Source organism: Streptomyces sp. NPDC059649 (assembly GCF_042734445.1).
Classification (GTDB): Bacteria; Actinomycetota; Actinomycetes; order Streptomycetales; family Streptomycetaceae; genus Streptomyces.
The window spans coordinates 106,709-124,633 of the sequence record NZ_JBHWDV010000005.1 but is presented as its reverse complement, the minus strand read 5'-3'; the positions used below and the strand labels follow the sequence as shown (position 1 = coordinate 124,633).

The 17,925-nt window shown below is 73.3% G+C and carries 18 protein-coding genes; 13 read left to right on the top strand and 5 right to left on the bottom strand.

Annotated features, from left to right (window positions below):
• Positions 1–100 precede the first annotated feature (100 nt).
• Both ACFV1J_RS10240 and ACFV1J_RS10235 read right to left on the bottom strand, forming a co-directional pair.
• Positions 101–811 (bottom strand): LysE family translocator, encoded by a 711-nt coding sequence (locus ACFV1J_RS10240; protein WP_385856851.1) that lies wholly within the window; start codon positions 809–811, stop codon positions 101–103.
• Between the two features lie 7 nt (positions 812–818).
• On the bottom strand, positions 819–1,571 hold the full coding sequence (locus ACFV1J_RS10235) for an aminoacyl-tRNA hydrolase (protein ID WP_385856850.1): 753 nt from the start codon (positions 1,569–1,571) through the stop codon (positions 819–821).
• Positions 1,572–2,028: 457 nt separating this feature from the next.
• Between ACFV1J_RS10235 and ACFV1J_RS10230 the strand changes: the two genes are divergently transcribed.
• The 3 genes from ACFV1J_RS10230 to ACFV1J_RS10220 all read left to right on the top strand — a co-directional run bounded on the left by ACFV1J_RS10230 (position 2,029) and on the right by ACFV1J_RS10220 (position 3,975).
• Complete coding sequence (locus tag ACFV1J_RS10230; protein WP_385856958.1) at positions 2,029–3,018, top strand: ATP-binding cassette domain-containing protein; 990 nt, start codon at positions 2,029–2,031, stop codon at positions 3,016–3,018.
• Positions 3,015–3,683 carry an ABC transporter gene (locus ACFV1J_RS10225; protein WP_385856849.1) on the top strand — a complete coding sequence of 223 codons (669 nt, stop codon included), beginning with the start codon at positions 3,015–3,017 and terminating at the stop codon, positions 3,681–3,683. Before ACFV1J_RS10230 ends, ACFV1J_RS10225 begins: the two co-directional genes overlap by 4 nt.
• Positions 3,684–3,789: 106 nt before the next feature.
• Positions 3,790–3,975: a hypothetical protein gene (locus ACFV1J_RS10220; RefSeq protein WP_385856848.1), complete on the top strand. Its 186-nt coding sequence runs from the start codon at positions 3,790–3,792 to the stop codon at positions 3,973–3,975.
• Between the two features lie 271 nt (positions 3,976–4,246).
• Here the strand turns inward: ACFV1J_RS10220 and zapE are convergent, their stop codons facing one another.
• Positions 4,247–5,398 carry a cell division protein ZapE gene (zapE, locus tag ACFV1J_RS10215; RefSeq protein ID WP_385856846.1) on the bottom strand — a complete coding sequence of 384 codons (1,152 nt, stop codon included), beginning with the start codon at positions 5,396–5,398 and terminating at the stop codon, positions 4,247–4,249.
• A 67-nt stretch (positions 5,399–5,465) separates the two neighbouring features.
• Between zapE and ACFV1J_RS10210 the strand changes: the two genes are divergently transcribed.
• Both ACFV1J_RS10210 and ACFV1J_RS10205 read left to right on the top strand, forming a co-directional pair.
• The gene (locus tag ACFV1J_RS10210) at positions 5,466–6,290 is read left to right on the top strand and encodes a dihydrofolate reductase family protein (protein ID WP_385856845.1); all 825 of its coding nucleotides are present in this window, start codon (positions 5,466–5,468) and stop codon (positions 6,288–6,290) included.
• A 136-nt stretch (positions 6,291–6,426) separates the two neighbouring features.
• Positions 6,427–6,924: an indole-3-glycerol phosphate synthase gene (locus ACFV1J_RS10205; protein WP_385856844.1), complete on the top strand. Its 498-nt coding sequence runs from the start codon at positions 6,427–6,429 to the stop codon at positions 6,922–6,924.
• 57 nt (positions 6,925–6,981) lie between these two features.
• On the opposite strand, the gene ACFV1J_RS10200 is transcribed toward ACFV1J_RS10205, so the two are convergent.
• Both ACFV1J_RS10200 and ACFV1J_RS10195 read right to left on the bottom strand, forming a co-directional pair.
• The gene (locus ACFV1J_RS10200; protein WP_385856842.1) at positions 6,982–7,668 is read right to left on the bottom strand and encodes an ABC transporter ATP-binding protein; all 687 of its coding nucleotides are present in this window, start codon (positions 7,666–7,668) and stop codon (positions 6,982–6,984) included.
• On the bottom strand, positions 7,665–8,753 hold the full coding sequence (locus tag ACFV1J_RS10195; protein WP_385856957.1) for an ABC transporter permease: 1,089 nt from the start codon (positions 8,751–8,753) through the stop codon (positions 7,665–7,667). Before ACFV1J_RS10195 ends, ACFV1J_RS10200 begins: the two co-directional genes overlap by 4 nt.
• Before the next feature lie 185 nt (positions 8,754–8,938).
• Here ACFV1J_RS10195 and ACFV1J_RS10190 point away from each other — a divergent pair, with 185 nt between their 5' ends.
• From ACFV1J_RS10190 to ACFV1J_RS10155, 8 genes are all read left to right on the top strand, one after another.
• Positions 8,939–10,174, top strand: a complete 1,236-nt coding sequence (locus tag ACFV1J_RS10190) for a sensor histidine kinase (protein ID WP_385856841.1) — start codon at positions 8,939–8,941, stop codon at positions 10,172–10,174.
• The gene (locus ACFV1J_RS10185; RefSeq protein ID WP_385856840.1) at positions 10,171–10,812 is read left to right on the top strand and encodes a response regulator; all 642 of its coding nucleotides are present in this window, start codon (positions 10,171–10,173) and stop codon (positions 10,810–10,812) included. The genes ACFV1J_RS10190 and ACFV1J_RS10185 overlap by 4 nt, the downstream gene beginning before the upstream one ends.
• 355 nt (positions 10,813–11,167) lie before the next feature.
• Positions 11,168–12,565 (top strand): UDP-N-acetylmuramate--L-alanine ligase, encoded by a 1,398-nt coding sequence (gene murC / locus ACFV1J_RS10180; protein WP_385856839.1) that lies wholly within the window; start codon positions 11,168–11,170, stop codon positions 12,563–12,565.
• Between the two features lie 18 nt (positions 12,566–12,583).
• Entirely contained in the window at positions 12,584–12,991 is a 408-nt protein-coding gene (msrB, locus tag ACFV1J_RS10175; protein ID WP_385856838.1) for a peptide-methionine (R)-S-oxide reductase MsrB, read from the top strand.
• A 173-nt stretch (positions 12,992–13,164) separates the two neighbouring features.
• Positions 13,165–14,184, top strand: coding sequence for an SHOCT domain-containing protein (locus tag ACFV1J_RS10170; RefSeq protein WP_385856837.1), 1,020 nt, complete (start codon positions 13,165–13,167; stop codon positions 14,182–14,184).
• Between the two features lie 294 nt (positions 14,185–14,478).
• Positions 14,479–14,814: a hypothetical protein gene (locus ACFV1J_RS10165; RefSeq protein ID WP_385856836.1), complete on the top strand. Its 336-nt coding sequence runs from the start codon at positions 14,479–14,481 to the stop codon at positions 14,812–14,814.
• A gap of 105 nt (positions 14,815–14,919) precedes the next feature.
• The gene (locus ACFV1J_RS10160) at positions 14,920–15,615 is read left to right on the top strand and encodes an ABC transporter ATP-binding protein (RefSeq protein ID WP_385856835.1); all 696 of its coding nucleotides are present in this window, start codon (positions 14,920–14,922) and stop codon (positions 15,613–15,615) included.
• Positions 15,612–17,777: a hypothetical protein gene (locus tag ACFV1J_RS10155; RefSeq protein WP_385856833.1), complete on the top strand. Its 2,166-nt coding sequence runs from the start codon at positions 15,612–15,614 to the stop codon at positions 17,775–17,777. Before ACFV1J_RS10160 ends, ACFV1J_RS10155 begins: the two co-directional genes overlap by 4 nt.
• Positions 17,778–17,925 lie beyond the last annotated feature (148 nt).

Here is a 17,925-nt window from a genome sequence, read left to right as displayed (position 1 = left end):
CCTGCACCTGCCGAGTTCAGAGCTTCATTTGAGCTTCCCGGCCAGGGCCCCCGCCCCCGGGCCCCGCCGCCCTACGGGACCCGTCGGCCACCCCCGCCGGTCAGCGCGCGGTCTCGAACCCCACCGCGGCACCGAGCGCCAGCAGCACCCCACCGGTGGCCTGATCCAGCCGCCGCCGTATGCGCGGCCGTTGGAAGACGGCCCGCGCGCGGTGCACCGCCAAGGCGACACCGCCGAGCCACAGCACGCCCAGCGCGGCATGAACGGCGACCAGCAGCAGCGTCGCCGCGATCACCGGCGCACCGTGCGGCACGAACTGCGGCAGCAGCGACATGTAGACCACCCCGACCTTGGGGTTGAGGACATTGGTCAACAGCCCCGTCCGCAACGCCCGCAACGGGCTCGCCGGCCGGGCACCTTCGCCGCCACCGGACCGCTCCCGCACCGCGGCGGGCACCTCGGCCCCGGGCGCGCCGGCGGCGGTCCCGGCGGGCGGCTCGGCCTCCGCGGCTCCAGCGGTCCGTATGCGCCGGGCGCTGCGCAGCGCCTGTATCCCGAGCCACATCAGATACAGCGCGCCGGCCACCCGCAGGACGTCGTACGCCGTCCTCGACGCGGCGAGCATCGCCGTCAGCCCGACCGCACCGGCCAGCCCCCACACGAAACATCCGGCGGCTATGCCCAGCGCACTGCACAGCGCGGCGCGGCGCCCCGAGCCGAGCGCGGTCCGCAGGACCACCGCGAAATCGGGGCCGGGCGAAATGGTCAACAGCGCGGCCACCACCGTGAAGCCGAGCAGGGACGTCAGCACGGCCGCCTCACCGCCCCCGCGCCGATGCGCCGCGCAGCGCCGGGTGGTCCGCGACGACCGTGCAGGATCCCGGCGCGATCTCCGTGAACCCGGCATCGCGCACCACCGGCAGTCCGCTGCGGGTCAGCGCCTCCCAACGCGCGGGATCCGCGGACCGGATGGCCAGGGGGAAGCCGGCCGCGCGCCAGGCCGCCCGTTCCTCCTCGGACAGCTCCCACCACGCCAACTGCGCGGCGTGGCCGGCCTGCGCCATCTCCTTGCCCGCCGACATCTCCAGCGCCGGATTCAGCCACAGCACGGGCACACCGTCGGCGGGCGGGCCGGGCGGCTCGGGGTCGTCCAGCTCCGTGCCGGAAACCTGGAGCTTCACCAGCTCCTTGGGCCAGCCGTCCAGCGGCACCGGGGGATAGACCCGCACCTCGGCGCGGCGCCCGGTGACCGTGATCCCGGGCAGCGCCTCGGCCCGCCGCCACTCCGCGCCGCGCGCCCGCCGCACCACCTTCCGGATCCGGGCGTCCTGCCAGTCCCGCACCGCCGCCGCCCACGCGCCGTCCCCGGCCGACCGCTCGTCCGACAGCAACACCAGCACCGCCCGGGCCGCCGTCTCCAGCGCGTCCGTACGCGCCGGAGGCTCGGCCCGCTCCAGCCGCACGACGAGCGGCAGCACGAACTGCGGAGCCGCGTCCCGGTCGCTCTCGTCGGGCCGGAACGGGCTGGTGGAATCGTTGCCGGACTGTCCGGCGGTCTCGGTCCTGGTCACATCGATCAGTCTGCCAGCCGCCACTGACAACGCCCCTGGCGACCGCCTGTGCCAAGGCCCACGCCCGCCCGCCCCGACCTGTCCGCCCCGACCTATCCGCGTCGGCCTGTCCGCCCCGGCCGGTCTGCGCAGGCCCGTTCGCGCAGGTCCGCCCGGTCAGGCCCGGTCCGCGCCCACCTGCGCACGCGGCCCCGCCCGCGCGGACCCTTCCCCGCGTGGCTCCGGCCGCCCCGCCCCACCCCACTCCGCAAGGCCCGCAGTGCTCCACCGGCGTTGCGCTCGCCGCGTCCCCGAGCGGGCATCGGGCGGACGGGCCCGCTACCGTCGGGCTCGGTGGGCGGACCGAGGCCGCACGGCGGTGGGCCGAGGACGTACGCCAACGGGCGTGCCGGCAAGGCCGCGACGCGCCGGACCGGGCAGTGCGGGGGAGACGGGGAGGCAGCGGGTGCCGGAGCGGATGCGGCTGGACGGGGTGGGACGACGCTACGGGGTTCGTGGCCCCTGGGTGCTGCGCGAGGTCGATCTCACGGTGCCGGCAGGCGCGTTGGTGCGCATCGAGGGGACCAACGGCACCGGGAAGTCCACCCTGCTGCGGCTGCTCGCCGGGATCGACCGGCCCAGTACCGGACGCATCACCGGCCGGCCGCGCCGCGCCTACGTCCCCGAACGCTTCCCCGCCGCCATGCCGTTCACGGCCGCCGGCTACCTCACCCACCTCGGCCGCGTCCACGGCCTGACCGGCGCGGAAGCGGCCCGGCGCGCCGCCGAGTGGCTGGCACGCTTCGGCGCGGCCGGGCACGCCCGTACCCGGCTGGCCGAGCTGTCCAAGGGGACCAGCCAGAAGGTCGCGGTCGCCCAGGCGCTGCTCGCCGAGCCCGAACTCCTCGTCCTGGACGAGGCGTGGACCGGCTTGGACCGCGGCGCCCGTGAGGTGCTCGACCGCGCGGTCGCCGAACGGGTCGCGGACGGCGGCACCGTGGTGTTCGTCGACCACGACCCGCAGCGGCTGGCCGGCGTGGCCGACGCCCGCTACCGGGTCGCGGACGGGCGGCTGCTGGCCCAGGAGGAGCGGCCCGGTACGCCCCTGGATCCGGGCGCCGCGACCGGCCCCCGGGTGACCATCGAGGCCGAGGGCCCACCGGGCGCCGCCCCGCCGACCGGGCAACCGGGTACGGCCGGCGGCCCCGCGCGGCTGCCCGGCAACCCGGGTACGGCCGGCGCCGCCGCGCCGCTGCCCGGCAACCCGGAGATCACGCCCGGCCCGGACGGCACGTTCCGGCTCACGGTCCTCGCCGCCCACTCCGACGCGCTGCTCCGCGCCCTGCTCACCGTCCGCCCGCCGTGGCACATCCGCGCCGTGACCACCGCCCCGGGACCGGCCGTACCACCGGGTCCGGCAAGCCCGCCCACCCCCGACCCCGACCCCGACGAGGCTCCTCTCCCGTGACCGCTCTCCTCCGCTATCAGGTGGCGCTGCTCGTCGGCTCGCACCGCTGGCTGCCGCCGGTCATCCTCTACGCGGCCTTCCTGGCCATCGGCATCCAGGGCGGCGGCCCGATCCTCGACGCGTTCGGCTACGCCGCGGTCGGTGTACTGCCGGTCGCGGTCTGGCTGACCCGGATCTGCGTCACCAACGAGCCGCCGGGCGCCCGTAGTTGCGCGGCGGCTGCCGCCGGGCCCGGCCGGGCGCACCTCGCCGGTGTGCTGACCGCGGCCGGTGCCGCGCTGCTGCTCGGGCTGCTCGGTACGGCCCTGGTCGTACTGCTGTCGGATCCGCACTCCGCCGACCACCAGGTGGCGGTGCCCGTCCTGCCCGCGACCGGCGCCGGCCTGTGCGCCGTGCTGACCTGTCTGCTGACGGGCGTGGCGCTCGGCGCGCTGTGCACCTGGCCGGTGCTGCGTACGCCCGGCTGGGGCATTCCGGCCGGGCTGCTCGGCTCACTGCTGCTGCTCGTCCTGGGCGGCTCGCCCGCCAACGCCGCGATGACGGGCCTGGTCACCGGCTCCCTGCACGGCACGATCACCGTCCCCTGGATCCCGGTCGCCGCGGCCGCCCTGCTCGCGGCCGCCGCCACCGCCGCCGCCTGCGCCCTGGCCTCCCGCCGCGGCTGAACCACGGACGGTGGGCGGGGGCCCGGGCCGGGCCGCAGGGCCCCGGCGAGGACGCCCGAGCCCCGGGATCGGCGCCCCCGGTACGGCCGGGCGTACGCTCGGTCTCATGCCGAACACGCCCGCCACTGCCGGTCCCGGCCCCGCCGCCACCGAAGCCCCCACCCCCGAACCCGCCCTCGCCGACTGCCTGCACTGCGGCCGGCCCACCGAGTACCCGGTCGACCGGCCGGGGATCGTGCTCTGCCCGGTGTGCGAATGGCAGGAGGCGCAGCGGACCGCGTGCTCCGGCTGACCCGGAGGGCGGGGCGGACGCGGCAGGCGGCCGTCAGTGGGGCCAGGGCCCGGTCACCGCGAACTCGTGCCCGGTGTCCAGCAGTTGAGGCCGTGCCGTCGCAGTTGCTGGGCGCCTTGCCCCCGCCGGAGTGCGGTGGATCGCCCTCCCGGGAGGGGATCCGATAAAGGAAGCCCTCGGGGGGCGAGCAGGCCGCTTGTGTGTCCCGCGCACCGCTCGCCCGGGAACCAGGCGGACCGATGGCCCCGGGAGGCCCCTTGACGGACCTTGGCTAGCGGACCTCGCCGGTCACCAGGGACTTCGCGTCGCGCGCCAGGGCCGTCAGCCGGGAGATCGCCCGGAAGTACTTCTTGCGGTAGCCGCCGCGCAGCATCTCCTCGCTGAACAGCTCGTCGAAGGGCTTGCCGGAGGCCAGCACCGGCACCTCGCGGTCGTAGAGCCGGTCCGCGAGGACCACCAGGCGCAGCGCGGTGGATTGGTCGGGCACCGCCTGGACGTCGGTCAGGCAGACCGCCTCGATGCCGTCGCACATCGCGCCGTACCGGCTGGGGTGCACCTTCGACAGGTGGTCCAGGAGGGAGGGGAAGTCGTCGAGCGAGGCCCCGGGCGTGCGGTACGCGGTGCGGGTGACCGTCTCGTCGTCGAACGGCGCGGGTGCCTCCGGCAGACCGCGGTGGCGGTAGTCCTCGCCGTCGATCCGCAGCGGGCGGAAGTGGGCGCTCAGGCCCTGGATCTCGCGCAGGAAGTCGGCGGCGGCGAACCGGCCCTCGCCGAGCTTGCCGGGCAGCGTGTTGGACGTGGCGGCCAGCGCCACACCGGCCTCCACCAGCTTGCCGAGCAGCGTGGAGACCAGCACCGTGTCGCCGGGGTCGTCCAGCTCGAACTCGTCGATGCACAGCAGCTTGTGCTCGCCGAGCGTGCGGACGGTCTGCTGGAAGCCGAGCGCGCCCACCAGGTTCGTCAGCTCGACGAAGGTGCCGAAGGCCTTCTGTTCGGCTGGCGCCGGGGCGGCGTGCCACAGGGAGGCGAGCAGGTGGGTCTTGCCGACGCCGTAGCCGCCGTCCAGATAGACACCGCGCGGGCCCTTGGGGGCGGAGGCCTTCTTGGGGCTCCTGGCGAACCAGCGGCGCTTGCCGCCACCGGTGTCCGCGCCGGCGCCGATGCCGTCCGCGAAGTCGCCCAGGACCTGCACCGCCTCGGCCTGGCTGGGCTGCTTCGGGTCCGGGATGTACGTGTCGAACCGGGCGTCCTGGAAGCGCGGCGGCGGCACCATCTCGGCGACCAGGCGGTCGGCGGGGACGTGCGGGGCGCGGGCGGTGAGCGCGGCGGGGGCCGCGTCGCCCGGGTCGGCTGCGTCGGCCGGGTCGGCCGACGGTCCGGCTATCGGGTCGGGCTGCGGCGCGGAGGGCTGGGAAGGTGACACAGCTGTCCAGCCTATCTCCTTCGCCCGAGGGCCCGGACCGTGCCGCGAGGCATGTCACACTGCCGCCATGCGACGCCTGTTCCCCCTCCCCGCCCCGCCCGCCTCCGCCACCGGCGGCGCGGCCGCCGCGCCCGCGGTGACCGGTGCCGACGACCGTGAGTGGACGCTGGACGAACTGGCCGACGCCTACGCCTACCCGGCGGCGGACGACCCGGCGCGCGCGGGCCGCCCCGGCTGGCTGCGCGCCAACATGGTGTCCTCCATGGACGGCGCGGCCCACCACGAGGGGCACTCGCAGCCGCTCTCCAGCGACGCCGACATGCGGATCTTCGGGGTGCTGCGGGCCGTCGCCGACGTCGTGGTGGTGGGCGCGGAAACGGTGCGCCAGGAGGGCTACCGGCCGGCCCGCGCCCGGGAGGCGTTCGCCGCCCGCCGGGCCGCCGCCGGACAGTCCCCGGCGCCCGCCATCGCGGTGGTCACCGCCGGGCTCGGGCTGGACTTCGGGCTGCCCCTGTTCACCGAGGCGCTGGCGCCGACCGTCGTCCTGACCGGCGCGGGCGCCCCCGCCGACCGGGTGACCAAGGCCCGGGCGGCCGGCGTGGAGGTGCTGTTCGCCGGCGAGGGGCTGGGCGTCGACCCGGCGCGGGTGGCCGGTGTCCTGGCCGAACGCGGTCACACCCGGCTGCTCACCGAGGGCGGACCGATGCTGCTGGGGCAGTTCGCGGCGGCCGGTGCGCTGGACGAAATGTGTCTGACGCTCGCTCCTGTGGTAACGGTCGGAGACGCACCGAGGATCATGAAGGGGCCGGCCGTCGAGGTTCCCGAGCGGTTCACCCTGGCATCCGTATTGGAGGAGGCCGGGTTCCTGTTCACTCGCTACCGTCGGTCCTGACAAACAGCGGAATTATCTGTTCCGCTTAGCTTCCTTTGGGCACACTAAAAGCCAACAGGTCCCGCGTGGCGACGGGGCAGGATGGTGTCTGTCGGGCTCCGCACAATGCGGCCTGAGGAGAAGAAGGGCGTCCGTCGTGTTCACGAGCGTATTGATGATCGAGAAACCTCTGACGCCCGCCGACGTGGAGTTCGTGACCACCCTGCACGGCGACGACCAGGTCTCCTTCGTCGTGCTCATGCAGCCCCGCGGCAAGCAGGACGTCCTGCTGCGGGCCATCGACGACGTGGCCCTCGGCGAGTTCGACGACGCCGTGCGCGAGGGCGCCGAACCGGCCGGGGCACAGGCCGAGCCCCCCGCCGAGGTCGGGCTCGCGCACACCCTCAAGGCACTGCGCGAGTCCGGTGCCCAGGCCGTCGGACAGGTGGTCGAGGACCATCCGCTGGACCTGCTGCGCTCCGTCGTGGACGAGACCGGGGCGGACGAGGTGATCGTGCTGACCGCCCCGCACTTCGTCGAGGAGTTCTTCCACCGCGACTGGGCCTCCCGCGCCCGCCACAAGGTCGGCGTCCCGGTCCTCAAGCTCTTCTCGCACGCCGCCGACGACCAGCCCCAGGGGACGCCCGGGGGCTGACCGCACCCGGGGGACGCCCGGGGCTGAGCGCGCCTCGGGGGCCGATCGCCGGCGTGGTCACAGCCGGGCGGCCGGGCGGGGCCGCAGCCGCCCGTCCTGCACCTCCGCGATCTTGTCCGCCACGTCCAGATGGCTGTGGTCGTGGGTGACCAGCACCGTCGCCGTCGCCCGCTGATGGGTCAGGGTCAGCAGCAGCTCCAGCACCGCGGCGCCCCGCTCGTGGTCCAGGGCGCTGGTCGGCTCGTCCACCAGCAGCACCGCGGGGTCGTTCATCAGCGCCCGGGCGATGTTGATCCGCTGCCGCTGACCGCCCGACAGCTGGTGCGGCCGCCGGCCGGCCAGCCCCTCCAGACCGACCGCCGCCAGCAGCTCCCGCGCCCGGGCGCGGGCCTTGCGCGGCGAGCGGCCGTCCAGATGGGCCATCACCTCCAGCTGTTCGGCGGCGGTCAGGGACGGCAGCAGGTTCGGCTGCTGGAAGACCATGCCGAGGGCCGTCCGGCGCAGCGCGGTCAGCTCGGCGCGGCCGAGGCCCGTGGTGTCCGTGCCGTCGACCACCACCCGCCCGCGGTCCGGGCGGATCAGCGTGGCGGCGACCGCCAGCAGGCTGGACTTCCCCGAGCCGGACGGCCCGATCACCGCGGTCAGACAGCCGGCGGGCACGGTCAGCGAGACCGCGTCCAGCGCGGTCAGCCGGTCCTCGCCGTCGGGGTAGGTCAGGGTCACTTCGGTCAGTTCGAGGCTCATCGGGCACTTCCCAGGGCGGTCAGCGGGTCGACGGACGTGATGCGGCGGATCGAGAGCGCGGCCCCGGCGGCGCCGAGCGCGATCATGACCAGGGCCGGGACCAGCACCGTCGGCGGATCGAGTACGAACGGCACCGCGCCGCCGATCCCCGCCCCCACCCCCGCCGCCACGACGGTGCCCAGGCCCGTCCCGATCACCAGCAGGACGACGGCCTGCCCGAGCGCGTCCCGCAGCAGATAGCGGGTCGAGGCGCCCAGCGCCTTCAGCACCGCGACATCACCGCTGCGCTGGATCGTCCACACCGTGAAGAACGCGCCGATCACCAGCGCGGAGATCGCGAACAGAAAGCCGCGCATCAACTGGAGCGAGCCGTTCTCGGCGGTGTACGAGCCGATGGCCTGCAAGGCGTCGTCGAGGGGCACCGTCTTCGTGCCGAGCCGCCCGTCGGCGGCGGCGAGGCCCTGCGTCCCCGTGGTGGAGAGCGCCAGCACCGTCGCGCCGGGGGAGGAGCCGCCGCCCCCGGCGCCGCCCGTCATCCCCCGCCAGTCGGCGAGCGACGTCCAGACCACCGGGGTGTGGCTGTACATCCCCGCTCCGGACACCGCCGTCACCCGGAACGTGCGCCCGCCCAGCGACACCGAGCCGCCGGCCCGTACCCCGAGCGAGGCCGCGGCCTTCTCCGAGAGCACCACCGCGCCGTCCCCGGCCCGCCCCTGCGCCGGGGCCAGCGGCGACCCGGGACGGACCCCGAACGCCGACACCGCGGCCGCCCGGTCGCCCGCCTCCGCCTTCGTCGTGGCGATCCCCAGCGGCTCGGCCCGCCGTACGCCCGGCACCCGGGCCCACTCCCGTACGGCGTGCTCGGTCAGCCGGGAGTCGGTGAAGGCGACCGCACGGCCCTCCAGGGGCGCCGAGAACACCAGGTGGTCGGCGGGCAGGCCGGTGATCGCCGAGGTGTTCTCCCGGCCCAGGCCCGCCGTCAGGCCCGACAACAGACCCACCAGCACGGTGATCAGCACCACGACGGTGCCCATCAGGGCGAACCGCCCCTTGGCGAATCTCAGATCTCTCCAGGCGACGAACACAGGCTCGGCCATCCTCCGGGTAACGGCGCCGGACCCACTGCCCGGCGGCCGGACCCCACCGTCGCCCGCCGAAGGGGCCCGCGGCATCGCGCCGCGGAGTGGTCCGCGGAGATCGAAAGGTGAGCCTCGGCATCAACCCTTCGGTTGATGCCGGGGGCCGGACCCGCCCGTAGCCTGAAGAGGCCGTGACCGAAGAAGCCGTGACCGCCCACTCCCTCACCCCCGTCCTGCGGGTCCTGCGCAGCTGCCTCCATCTGATGGTGGCCGCGCTGCTCGGGCTCGCCGCCGTCCGCGCGGTCGCCGATCACCGCGCGCACGCGCCCGCGGTCCTCGCCACCGCCGTCGTACTGTTCGCGCTCTACGTCACCGGCCCCCGGCTGCCCCGACTGCGCGCCTCCACCGGCGCCGCCGCCCTCTGGCTCACCGCCGTCGGGCTGGTCTGGCTGGTGCTGCTGGCCCTCACCCCGGACGGCGTCTGGCTGGCCTTCCCGCTCTTCTTCGTCCAGCTGCACCTGCTGCCCCTGCGCTGGGCGCTGCCCGCCGTCGCGGCCACCACCCTCGCCGCCGTCGCCGGCTTCGGATGGCACACCCACACCCTCAGTGTCGGCACGGTCCTCGGCCCCGCCCTCGGGGCGGCGGTCGCGGTCGCCGTCGTCCTCGGATACCAGGCCCTCTACCGCGAGAGCGAACAGCGCCGCCGGCTCATCGAGGAGCTGACCGCGGCCCGCAGCGAGCTGGCCGCCGCGGAGCACGCCGCCGGGGTCCTCGCCGAACGGGAGCGGCTGGCCCGCGAGATCCACGACACCCTCGCCCAGGGCCTGTCCAGCATCCAGCTGCTGCTGCGCGCCGCCGAACGCGCCCTGCCCGAACGGCCCGGGGCGGCGCTCGGGCACGTCCGGCAGGCCCGTACGGCCGCGGTCGACAACCTCGCCGAGGCCCGCCGGTTCGTCCGCGCGCTCAGCCCGCCCGACCTGGAGACCGGATCGCTGCCCGCCGCCCTGGAGCGGCTGTGCGCCACCACGGCGCGCACCTCCGGCCTGGCCGTGCACTGCCAGGTCTCCGGCGCGCCCACCGCGCTGCCCACCCCGCACGAGGTCGCCCTGCTGCGCATCGCCCAGTCCGCGCTCGCCAACACCGTCCGGCACGCCGCGGCCGGCCGGGTCGAGCTGACCCTCAGCTACATGGACACCGAGGTCGCCCTGGACGTCGTCGACGACGGCACCGGATTCGTCCCGGCGGAGGTGCCCGCACCGGGCTCCGCGGCGGCCTCCGGCACCGGCTTCGGGCTCGCCGCGATGCGCGCCCGGGCCCGCGCCCTCCAGGGCACCCTCGCCGTCGAGTCCGCCCCAGGGGAGGGCACCGCCATCGCCGTCACCCTGCCCTGCCCGGCAGCGCCCGCCACCCCGGAGGCCGCCCCGTGACCAGCCCCGCAACCCCCATCCGGCTGTTGCTCGCCGACGATCACCCCGTCGTACGGGCCGGGCTGCGCGCCGTCCTGGAGACCGAACCGGGCTTCGAGGTCGTGGCGGACGTGCCCACCGCCGAGCAGGCCGTCGAGCTCGCCGGCCGGTGCGAGGTGGACGTGGTCCTCATGGACCTCCAGTTCGGCGGGCGGATGCTGGGCTCCCAGGCCACCGCCGCGATCACCGCCCGGCCCGCCGCCCCCCGCGTCCTGGTCCTGACCACGTACGACACCGATGCCGACATCCTCGCCGCCATCGAGGCCGGCGCCACCGGCTATCTCCTCAAGGACGCCCCGCCCGAGGAACTGGCCGCCGCGGTGCGCACCGCCGCGGCCGGGAAGTCCGCGCTCGCGCCCACCATCGCGCTGCGCCTGATGGACCGGATGCGGACGCCCGCCACCGCGCTCTCCCGCCGCGAGACCGAGGTGCTCCAGCTCGTCGCGGACGGCCTGTCGAACGCCGCGATCAGCAAACGGCTCTTCCTCAGCCAGGCGACCGTCAAATCCCACCTTGTCCACATCTACTCAAAGCTGGGGGTGGACTCCCGTACGTCCGCGGTCGCCGCGGCCACCGCGAAGGGCCTGATCCGCCGCTGACCTGGCCGGCGGTCGACTGCTGACCCGCCGGCCGATGACCGTCGGCGGCTGACCGCCGGCCGCTGACCGTCGGCGACTGACCGTCGGGGCGAGACCGGGCACCATGGGTCCGCAGCGGTCGGGGGCCGTCCGCGGCCGTCCGGGGTCGTCCGTGGCCGACGTCCGGGGTCCGCGGACGGGCGCTGTCAGTGCCGGGTGCGACAATCTTCGGCAGCAGGGCAGCCGTACCGGCAGCATGACCGCCGGCACCGGCAGCCCGACCGCAGAACCGCACGACAGCAGAACCGCACCACCGCACCACCACCGCAGAACCGCACCACCGCTCGCGATGATCGACGATCAGGGAGACCCGCCCATGGCACCCGCCATCCCAGCCTCGATGGACCGACCGCACTTCATCGGTATCGGCGGAGCCGGCATGTCGGGCATCGCCAAGATCCTCGCCCAGCGCGGCGCCCGGGTGGCCGGCAGCGACGCCAAGGACTCCCCGACCGCCGAGGCCCTGCGCGCCCTCGGCGTCACCGTTCACCTCGGTCACGCCGCCGAGCACCTCGCCGCCGACGCCACCAGCGTCGTGGTCTCCTCCGCGATCCGCGCCGACAACCCCGAGCTGGCAGCCGCTCATGAGCGCGGCATCCCCGTCGTGCACCGCTCCGACGCGCTCGCCGCCCTCATGGAGGGCCTGCGCCCGATCGCCGTGGCCGGCACGCACGGCAAGACGACGACCACCTCCATGCTCGCCGTCTCCCTGGGCGCCCTCGGCCTCAAGCCGTCCTACGCCATCGGCGGCGACCTCGACGCCCCCGGCTCCAACGCCGAGCACGGCGCCGGCGAGATCTTCGTCGCCGAGGCCGACGAGAGCGACCGCAGCTTCCACAAGTACGCCCCCGAGGTCGCCATCGTCCTCAACGTCGAGCTGGACCACCACGCCAACTACGCCTCGATGGACGAGATCTACGAGTCCTTCGAGACCTTCGTCGGCCGCATCCGCCCCGGCGGCACCCTGGTCATCGCCGCCGACCACCCCGGCGCCCGCGAGCTGACCGCCCGGGTCTCCGGCCGCGAGGACCTCGAGATCGTCACCTACGGCGAGTCCAAGGACGCCGACGTCCGCATCCTCCAGATCACCCCGCACGGTCTGACCAGCGACGTCACCGTCAGCCTCACCAGCGGCAAGATCCTCACCTTCACCGTCTCCGTGCCCGGCCGGCACTACGCCCACAACGCCGTCGCCGCCCTCGCCGCCGGGGTCGCCCTCGACCTGCCGCCGCACAACCTCTCCACCGCCCTCGGCAAGTACACCGGCGTCAAGCGCCGCCTCCAGCTCAAGGGCGAGGCGGCCGGCGTCCAGGTCATCGACTCCTACGCCCACCACCCGACGGAGATGACCGCCGACCTCGAAGCGATCCGAGGCGCCGCCGAGGGCTCCCGCGTGCTGGTCGTCTTCCAGCCGCACCTCTTCTCCCGCACCCAGGAGCTCGGCACGGAAATGGGCCAGGCGCTGGCCCTCGCCGACGCGTCCGTCGTGCTGGACATCTACCCGGCCCGCGAGGACCCGATCCCGGGCGTCACCAGCGCCTTGATCATCGACGCCGCACGCGCCGCCGGCGCCGAGGTCACCGCCGAGAACGACAAGTCCGCCGTCCCGGACGTCATCGCAGGAATGGCCAGGCCCGGTGACCTTGTTCTCACCATGGGCGCGGGCGATGTCACCGACCTCGGCCCCGCCATCCTGACCCGCCTGGGCAGCTGAGCCGGAGGAGGCCCCCAGATGCCGTACGAGATCGACAAGCCCGACGAGCAGTGGCGCGCCGAGCTGACCCCCGCCGAATACCAGGTGCTCCGCCAGGCCGGCACCGAGCCCGCCTTCGTCGGCGAATACACCGACACCAAGACGGCGGGCATCTACTCCTGCCGCGCCTGCGGCGCCGAGCTCTTCCGCTCCGACACCAAGTTCGAGAGCCACTGCGGCTGGCCGTCCTTCTACGACCCCAAGGACTCCGACGCCGTAGAGCTCCTGGCGGACCGCTCCCACGGCATGGTCCGCACCGAAGTGCGCTGCGCCCGCTGCGGATCCCACCTCGGCCATGTCTTCGAGGGCGAGGGATACCCGACGCCTACGGACCAGCGGTACTGCATCAACTCGATCTCCTTGCGGCTGACCCCCGACGAGGGCTGATCCCCGCGACTCGCGTCGCTGCGCTCGCGGAACGCGGCGGCGTGGAATGCGGAGGCGTGGAACACGGCGTTCCCGCCTGCCCTGGCTACCGCTCGGCGGTAGCCAGGGCAGGCGGCAACGGCGCCAGTAGACTGGCCACGACAATCGAATGGGCGGGGCTGGGGGGCTGCGCGATGGTCAGATACGAGGGCGCGGGCGGCTGGGTCGAGATCGGGCCGGCGTCGCTCACCGTATGCCGGACGGACCAGCGGCCGAGTCCCCTTCCTCCGCGTGTCCTGCCCCTCCAGGCGCTGTCCGGCGTTGAGTTGAAGGACGCGACGAGGCTGCGGCGCGGGCACCTCCACCTGTGGTTCGGCGGTGGCGTCCTGGTTCCGGTGGGGTCCGACGAGGACCCCAACACGATTGGATTCACGTACGGGCAGCGGGAGACGTTCCGCGGCCTCCACGAGTATCTGTGGAACGTCGTGAGCACGAACGAAGCCCAGGACATCGACGTCGCCGCCGCCTATGAGGCCGCGAACGACCCCCTGGTCGCCTGGCTGGCCCACCGAGAACGCGCCTTGGAACGGGCCGCGGAGGACCGGGCCGCACGCGAACACGCTGCGGAGCAGCAGCACATCGACCGACTCGCTCGCAAGGTCGGCCCCGAGGCCGCCGCCCGCGAGGACATCATGGCCGCCGGGCTCGCCTCGGCAACGGGGGACCGCTGCTGGCTGGTCCTCAAGCGGTTACCCGGCCTCCTCCTCGGCGGGGAGCAGGTCTTCGTCGTGGCGGAGTGCTTCCTGGGCAGCGACCTGGGCACGGTCGTCCTCACGAACCAGCGGCTCATGTTCGTCAATACCAAGTTCTCCGGGCCGGAGCTGAACACGCTGCACCTCGGGGAGATCAGGGCGGTGGCGGGGACCCAAAAGGTGACCCAGGGCGTTCTGCGGGTGGAGACCCTGCGAGGTCTCGTCGTCGAGTTCGGAGGCCTCAAGGGCGAGGACCTGGCACGGCTCGACGAGGCGTTGCGCCTGGCCGTGGGCTCCCTCGGGCGGACCGCCCCAGCTCCGTCCGCCGCCCCCGCCGTACCCTCGGCCCCGTCCCAGGGTGTCCTTGACCAGATAGCCAAGCTCGGTGAGCTGCACGCGGCCGGCGTCCTCACCACCGCCGAATTCGAGCAGAAGAAACGGCAGTTGCTCGACCGGCTATGACGAGGCGTCCGTTCTGACCTGGCCCCGGGTGGTCACGCACCGCTGATCGCTGCCCCTCCCCTCGTAGCCTCTGGCGGCAAAATTCTCGAGAAATGCGTTTCGGTGCGGCAGCTGCCATTCGGTCAGTGTTGGCCGATTTCGGTTTGAAAGTTGCCTGGTGCGCCAGGTGTACATACTGTGTGCGCTGCAGCTACGGGGGGCTGGCCGGGAAGGCCAGTTGGTTGCGTCGATGCGCATTTCCCCGTGGTGTGAAGCAGAGGCTTTGGATCTCTGCGCCAGACATGGGGGTGGAAAATGCGTAACAAAATCAAGCGCCTTGCTGTCATAGCCATCGGCGGCGCCTTCGTAGTAGGGGTTGCCCCAGCTCAGGCAGCGGAGCTTTACGCCAGCACCTATGGGTCTTCCGGGTGGGTGAGCTTGCAACACGTCTATGCCTACGCGAAGGACAAGAAGGCGGACGGTGATCCCGTCTACAGCCAGTACGGCCGGGAAGGCCTTGGGGATTACTACCTCCACAACAAGAGCGGCGAGGGTACGACCGCCACGAGCAATGCCGGAAAGTACATCTATACCCTCAGGACGTGCGTCTCGGTGGACTGGCAGCCCGACCCGTGCACCGACGCCAACTAAATCCTTCCCCAGTTGACCCTGGTGCTCGGTGGCCAGGGTGCTCACTACTGACGGCCCGGCAGCAGCGCTGCCGGGCCGCAGCGGCATCCAGCGAGGCAGAACAGCATGGTTCAGACGAACGCAGCCACTCAACCGATTCTCAGACTGACAGATTTGCGATTCGGCATCCGTGACCGCCAGTTGCTCAACGGCGTCAACCTCGCACTGGCAGCTGGCGAGTCCGCCGCGATTACCGGCCCGAGTGGCAGCGGAAAGAGCACGCTGCTGTCACTGATCCTGGGGCTCATTCCCGCAGACAAGGGACAGGTATGGGTTGCCGGCCGCGACATGTCCGCGCTACGCGGCAAGCGCCTTGCGCGACACCGCGCCCGGCACCTGAGCATGGTCTTCCAATTCGGGGAGTTGCTTCCGGAGCTGACTCCCACGGAGAACGTGGCACTTGCAGGGCTGCTCGCCGGTGAGTCCCGGCAGGCTGCCCATGAGCGGGCGGCGGAGCTTCTGCACGAGATGGGCGTCACCGGCACCACGGCCACGACGGGCGAGCTGTCGGGTGGGGAGCGCCAGCGCACGGCGCTGGCCCGCGCGTTGATGAACAAACCGTCACTGATCCTGGCCGACGAGCCCACCGGCTCACTGGACGACACCAACCGCAGCCTCGTGGCCGACCGGTTGTTCTCGCTGCCGCAACGCCGGGGCTGTGCCCTCCTGGTGGTCACCCACGACGGCGGCCTGGCCGCACGCGCCGACCGTCAATTCAGCCTCATTGACGGGGCTCTGCGCATCGCGGAGGTCACCACATGACCGGGGCACGGCGCGGCAGTGCTCTCGCCACGGCCTGGCAGATGCTGCGGATCGGACGAGCAGCTCGGCGCGGCCGGTCCGGGGGCGCGAACCGTTTCGCGGCGCTGGTGTTCGCGACAGCCTCCTTGTGTGTGGCCCTCACGGCGATAGTGGCGGTCTTCGCGGGCTACGCGGGCACTGAACAGCGCTCCGCGGCCCGCAGTCCTCAACGCGTGTCCGGGAGCCACGCCACGGCGCTGGGCCGCTACCTGCTCGCGAACGACACCTTGAGCGACGCCCGTTCCTACACCGTTGCCTACATCGAACCGACCAGCCCCGACATCGCTCCGCCGCCTGGCCTGAGCAGGTGGCCCGCACCCGGTGCGGCGGTGCTCTCCCCAGCCCTGCTCAAGGCGGGTGCTGACGAAGGCATCGCCGAGCGGTACGGGAAGCTCGCAGGCACGATCAGCCCACAGGGACTTGCGTCTCCCGGTGAACGCTACGCGTACGTCCGGCCGGCGCACACCATGCGCGGTATCACCGAGGCCCGCCCCATTCACGGCTTCGGTGCCGAGCCGGAGTGGGGTAACGGAGACTTCACTCATCAGCGGCCCCTCTGGAACCTGCTGCTCGTCATCGTCGGCTTCGTGCTGGTGCCGGCGGCCGCCTGCCTGGTACTCGCCGCCCGCATGGGGGCTGACGAGCGGGACCGTCGCACCGCCCTGGTCACCGCCCTGGGGGCCCTGCCGGTCCATCGCCGCCTCATCGTGCTGGGCGAAGCGGTCCTGCCTGTGACGCTGGGTGCGGTGCTCGGGGCGTTGCCGGCCGCCGGGGGTTGCCTGTTCGACGTACCGATTCCCCTTGCGCATTTCACCCTCCACGCCCCGGACCTGCGGGAACGTGCCCCGTGGCTTGTCGCCGCCGCCATTCTGGCGGGGCTCTTGGCGCTCGCCGCGGTGTCGGTCCTGCATCGTCACCGTCGATCAGCTGCGGCCACCCGGCCTCGGGTATCGCGCGGAGCGCTGTCCAGGCTCGCCTGCTGGGCCTGCCCGGTGTTGCTGTTGATCGCCTCCTACGGGCCCGGACTCGCACCGTCCCCCGCACTGCGAGTGCTGCTGCAGGTTGGCGGCACGCTTGGTGGCTTCGCCACGTTGCCGGCGCTCATCGCAGCGGCCTGCACCGCCGCCGGCGCGGCGCTGGCCGAAGCATCCCGACGCTGGGGCGGGCCCGCCGCACTGATCGCCGGACGGTGGATGACCGCGTCCGCGGCTACCACCGCGCGGCTGGTGTGCGCGGTGGTGATCGCCATCGGACTCACCGGCGAGGCGCAACTGTGGATGTCACGCATGGCCGAGCCGGTACGACAGGCCACCGCCGCACACGATCTCGTAGGGGACAGCCTCCTGACGGTGAAAAGCCCAAGGGAGATCACGCCCCAGTTCGGGACGGCGTTGCCGCCCCACGCATTCCTGCTCTCCGTGCGCGAGGGACAGGACGGCGTGCACCTCTCCGGCACATGCACCGACCTCAGGGCCGTACGCCTCCCGTGCCGATCAGCAGCGACCACATCGACACACCGAGCAGATCAACGCCTGCAGTACGCCCTCGGCCACGATGCACGCATCGTCATCGAAGTCACCACACCTTCGGAGCGCACCGGCAAGGCCGCGCTCGTCCTCACCCGTGACGGGACCGCACTTGACGTCTCTACGATCAAGCGCACGGCCGGTCACACACTCGCACCCGGAACCCGTGTCAGTTCCCTGGGCGCCGGATGGATCAGTGGAGGGAAGGTCCTCAGCGACCAGTCCGGCTGGCTGCTGTTCTTCGGCCTGCTGGGCAGCGCCGTCCTCGCCGTCGGCTTCGCACTCAACGCTCAGGCCGAGTTCCTGCGCCGAGGCCACGCTGCCGCGCCTTTGACAGTGCTCTGCGGCCGTCGCACGCTTTTCTACGGGCTCAGCGGGTGGGGCCTGCTCGCCCCCCTCGTCGTTTCCGGAGCCATCGGAGTTCTCGTCCATACCTGGCTGGCCAGGCCCTTGGTCGCAGATGGATACGCGAGCATCTCCCCGGCACTGGTGCTCGCCGCTCTCGCAGGGAGCACCGTGCTGGGCCTTGTGCTGTGGATCTGCGGAGGAGCCAGCGCTGCCCGAATCTCCCGCCGCTGGCGCCCCACTGCCGACTGACTGCTCACGGAATTCTGCTGACAGGCGCCGACTGCCGGGACGGTCCCCTCATGCGGTGAGGCGCGCGCGGATCACGAGTCGGTCCGCTGCCGCTCAGCGCACCGCGCGAGGTCGGTGCCCCCGGGAAGCGTGGTTCCCGGGGGCATCG

What these genes read in the sequence shown, in the direction of transcription:
- ACFV1J_RS10170 (WP_385856837.1), top strand. Translation starts at nt 13,165, where the DNA reads ATGGTCAGATACGAGGGCGCGGGCGGCTGGGTCGAGATCGGGCCGGCG.
- ACFV1J_RS10200 (WP_385856842.1), bottom strand. Translation starts at nt 7,668, where the DNA reads ATGAGCCTCGAACTGACCGAAGTGACCCTGACCTACCCCGACGGCGAG.
- murC (WP_385856839.1), top strand. Translation starts at nt 11,168, where the DNA reads ATGGCACCCGCCATCCCAGCCTCGATGGACCGACCGCACTTCATCGGT.
- ACFV1J_RS10220 (WP_385856848.1), top strand. Translation starts at nt 3,790, where the DNA reads ATGCCGAACACGCCCGCCACTGCCGGTCCCGGCCCCGCCGCCACCGAA.
- ACFV1J_RS10230 (WP_385856958.1), top strand. Translation starts at nt 2,029, where the DNA reads ATGCGGCTGGACGGGGTGGGACGACGCTACGGGGTTCGTGGCCCCTGG.
- ACFV1J_RS10165 (WP_385856836.1), top strand. Translation starts at nt 14,479, where the DNA reads ATGCGTAACAAAATCAAGCGCCTTGCTGTCATAGCCATCGGCGGCGCC.
- ACFV1J_RS10160 (WP_385856835.1), top strand. Translation starts at nt 14,920, where the DNA reads ATGGTTCAGACGAACGCAGCCACTCAACCGATTCTCAGACTGACAGAT.
- msrB (WP_385856838.1), top strand. Translation starts at nt 12,584, where the DNA reads ATGCCGTACGAGATCGACAAGCCCGACGAGCAGTGGCGCGCCGAGCTG.
- ACFV1J_RS10210 (WP_385856845.1), top strand. Translation starts at nt 5,466, where the DNA reads ATGCGACGCCTGTTCCCCCTCCCCGCCCCGCCCGCCTCCGCCACCGGC.
- ACFV1J_RS10155 (WP_385856833.1), top strand. Translation starts at nt 15,612, where the DNA reads ATGACCGGGGCACGGCGCGGCAGTGCTCTCGCCACGGCCTGGCAGATG.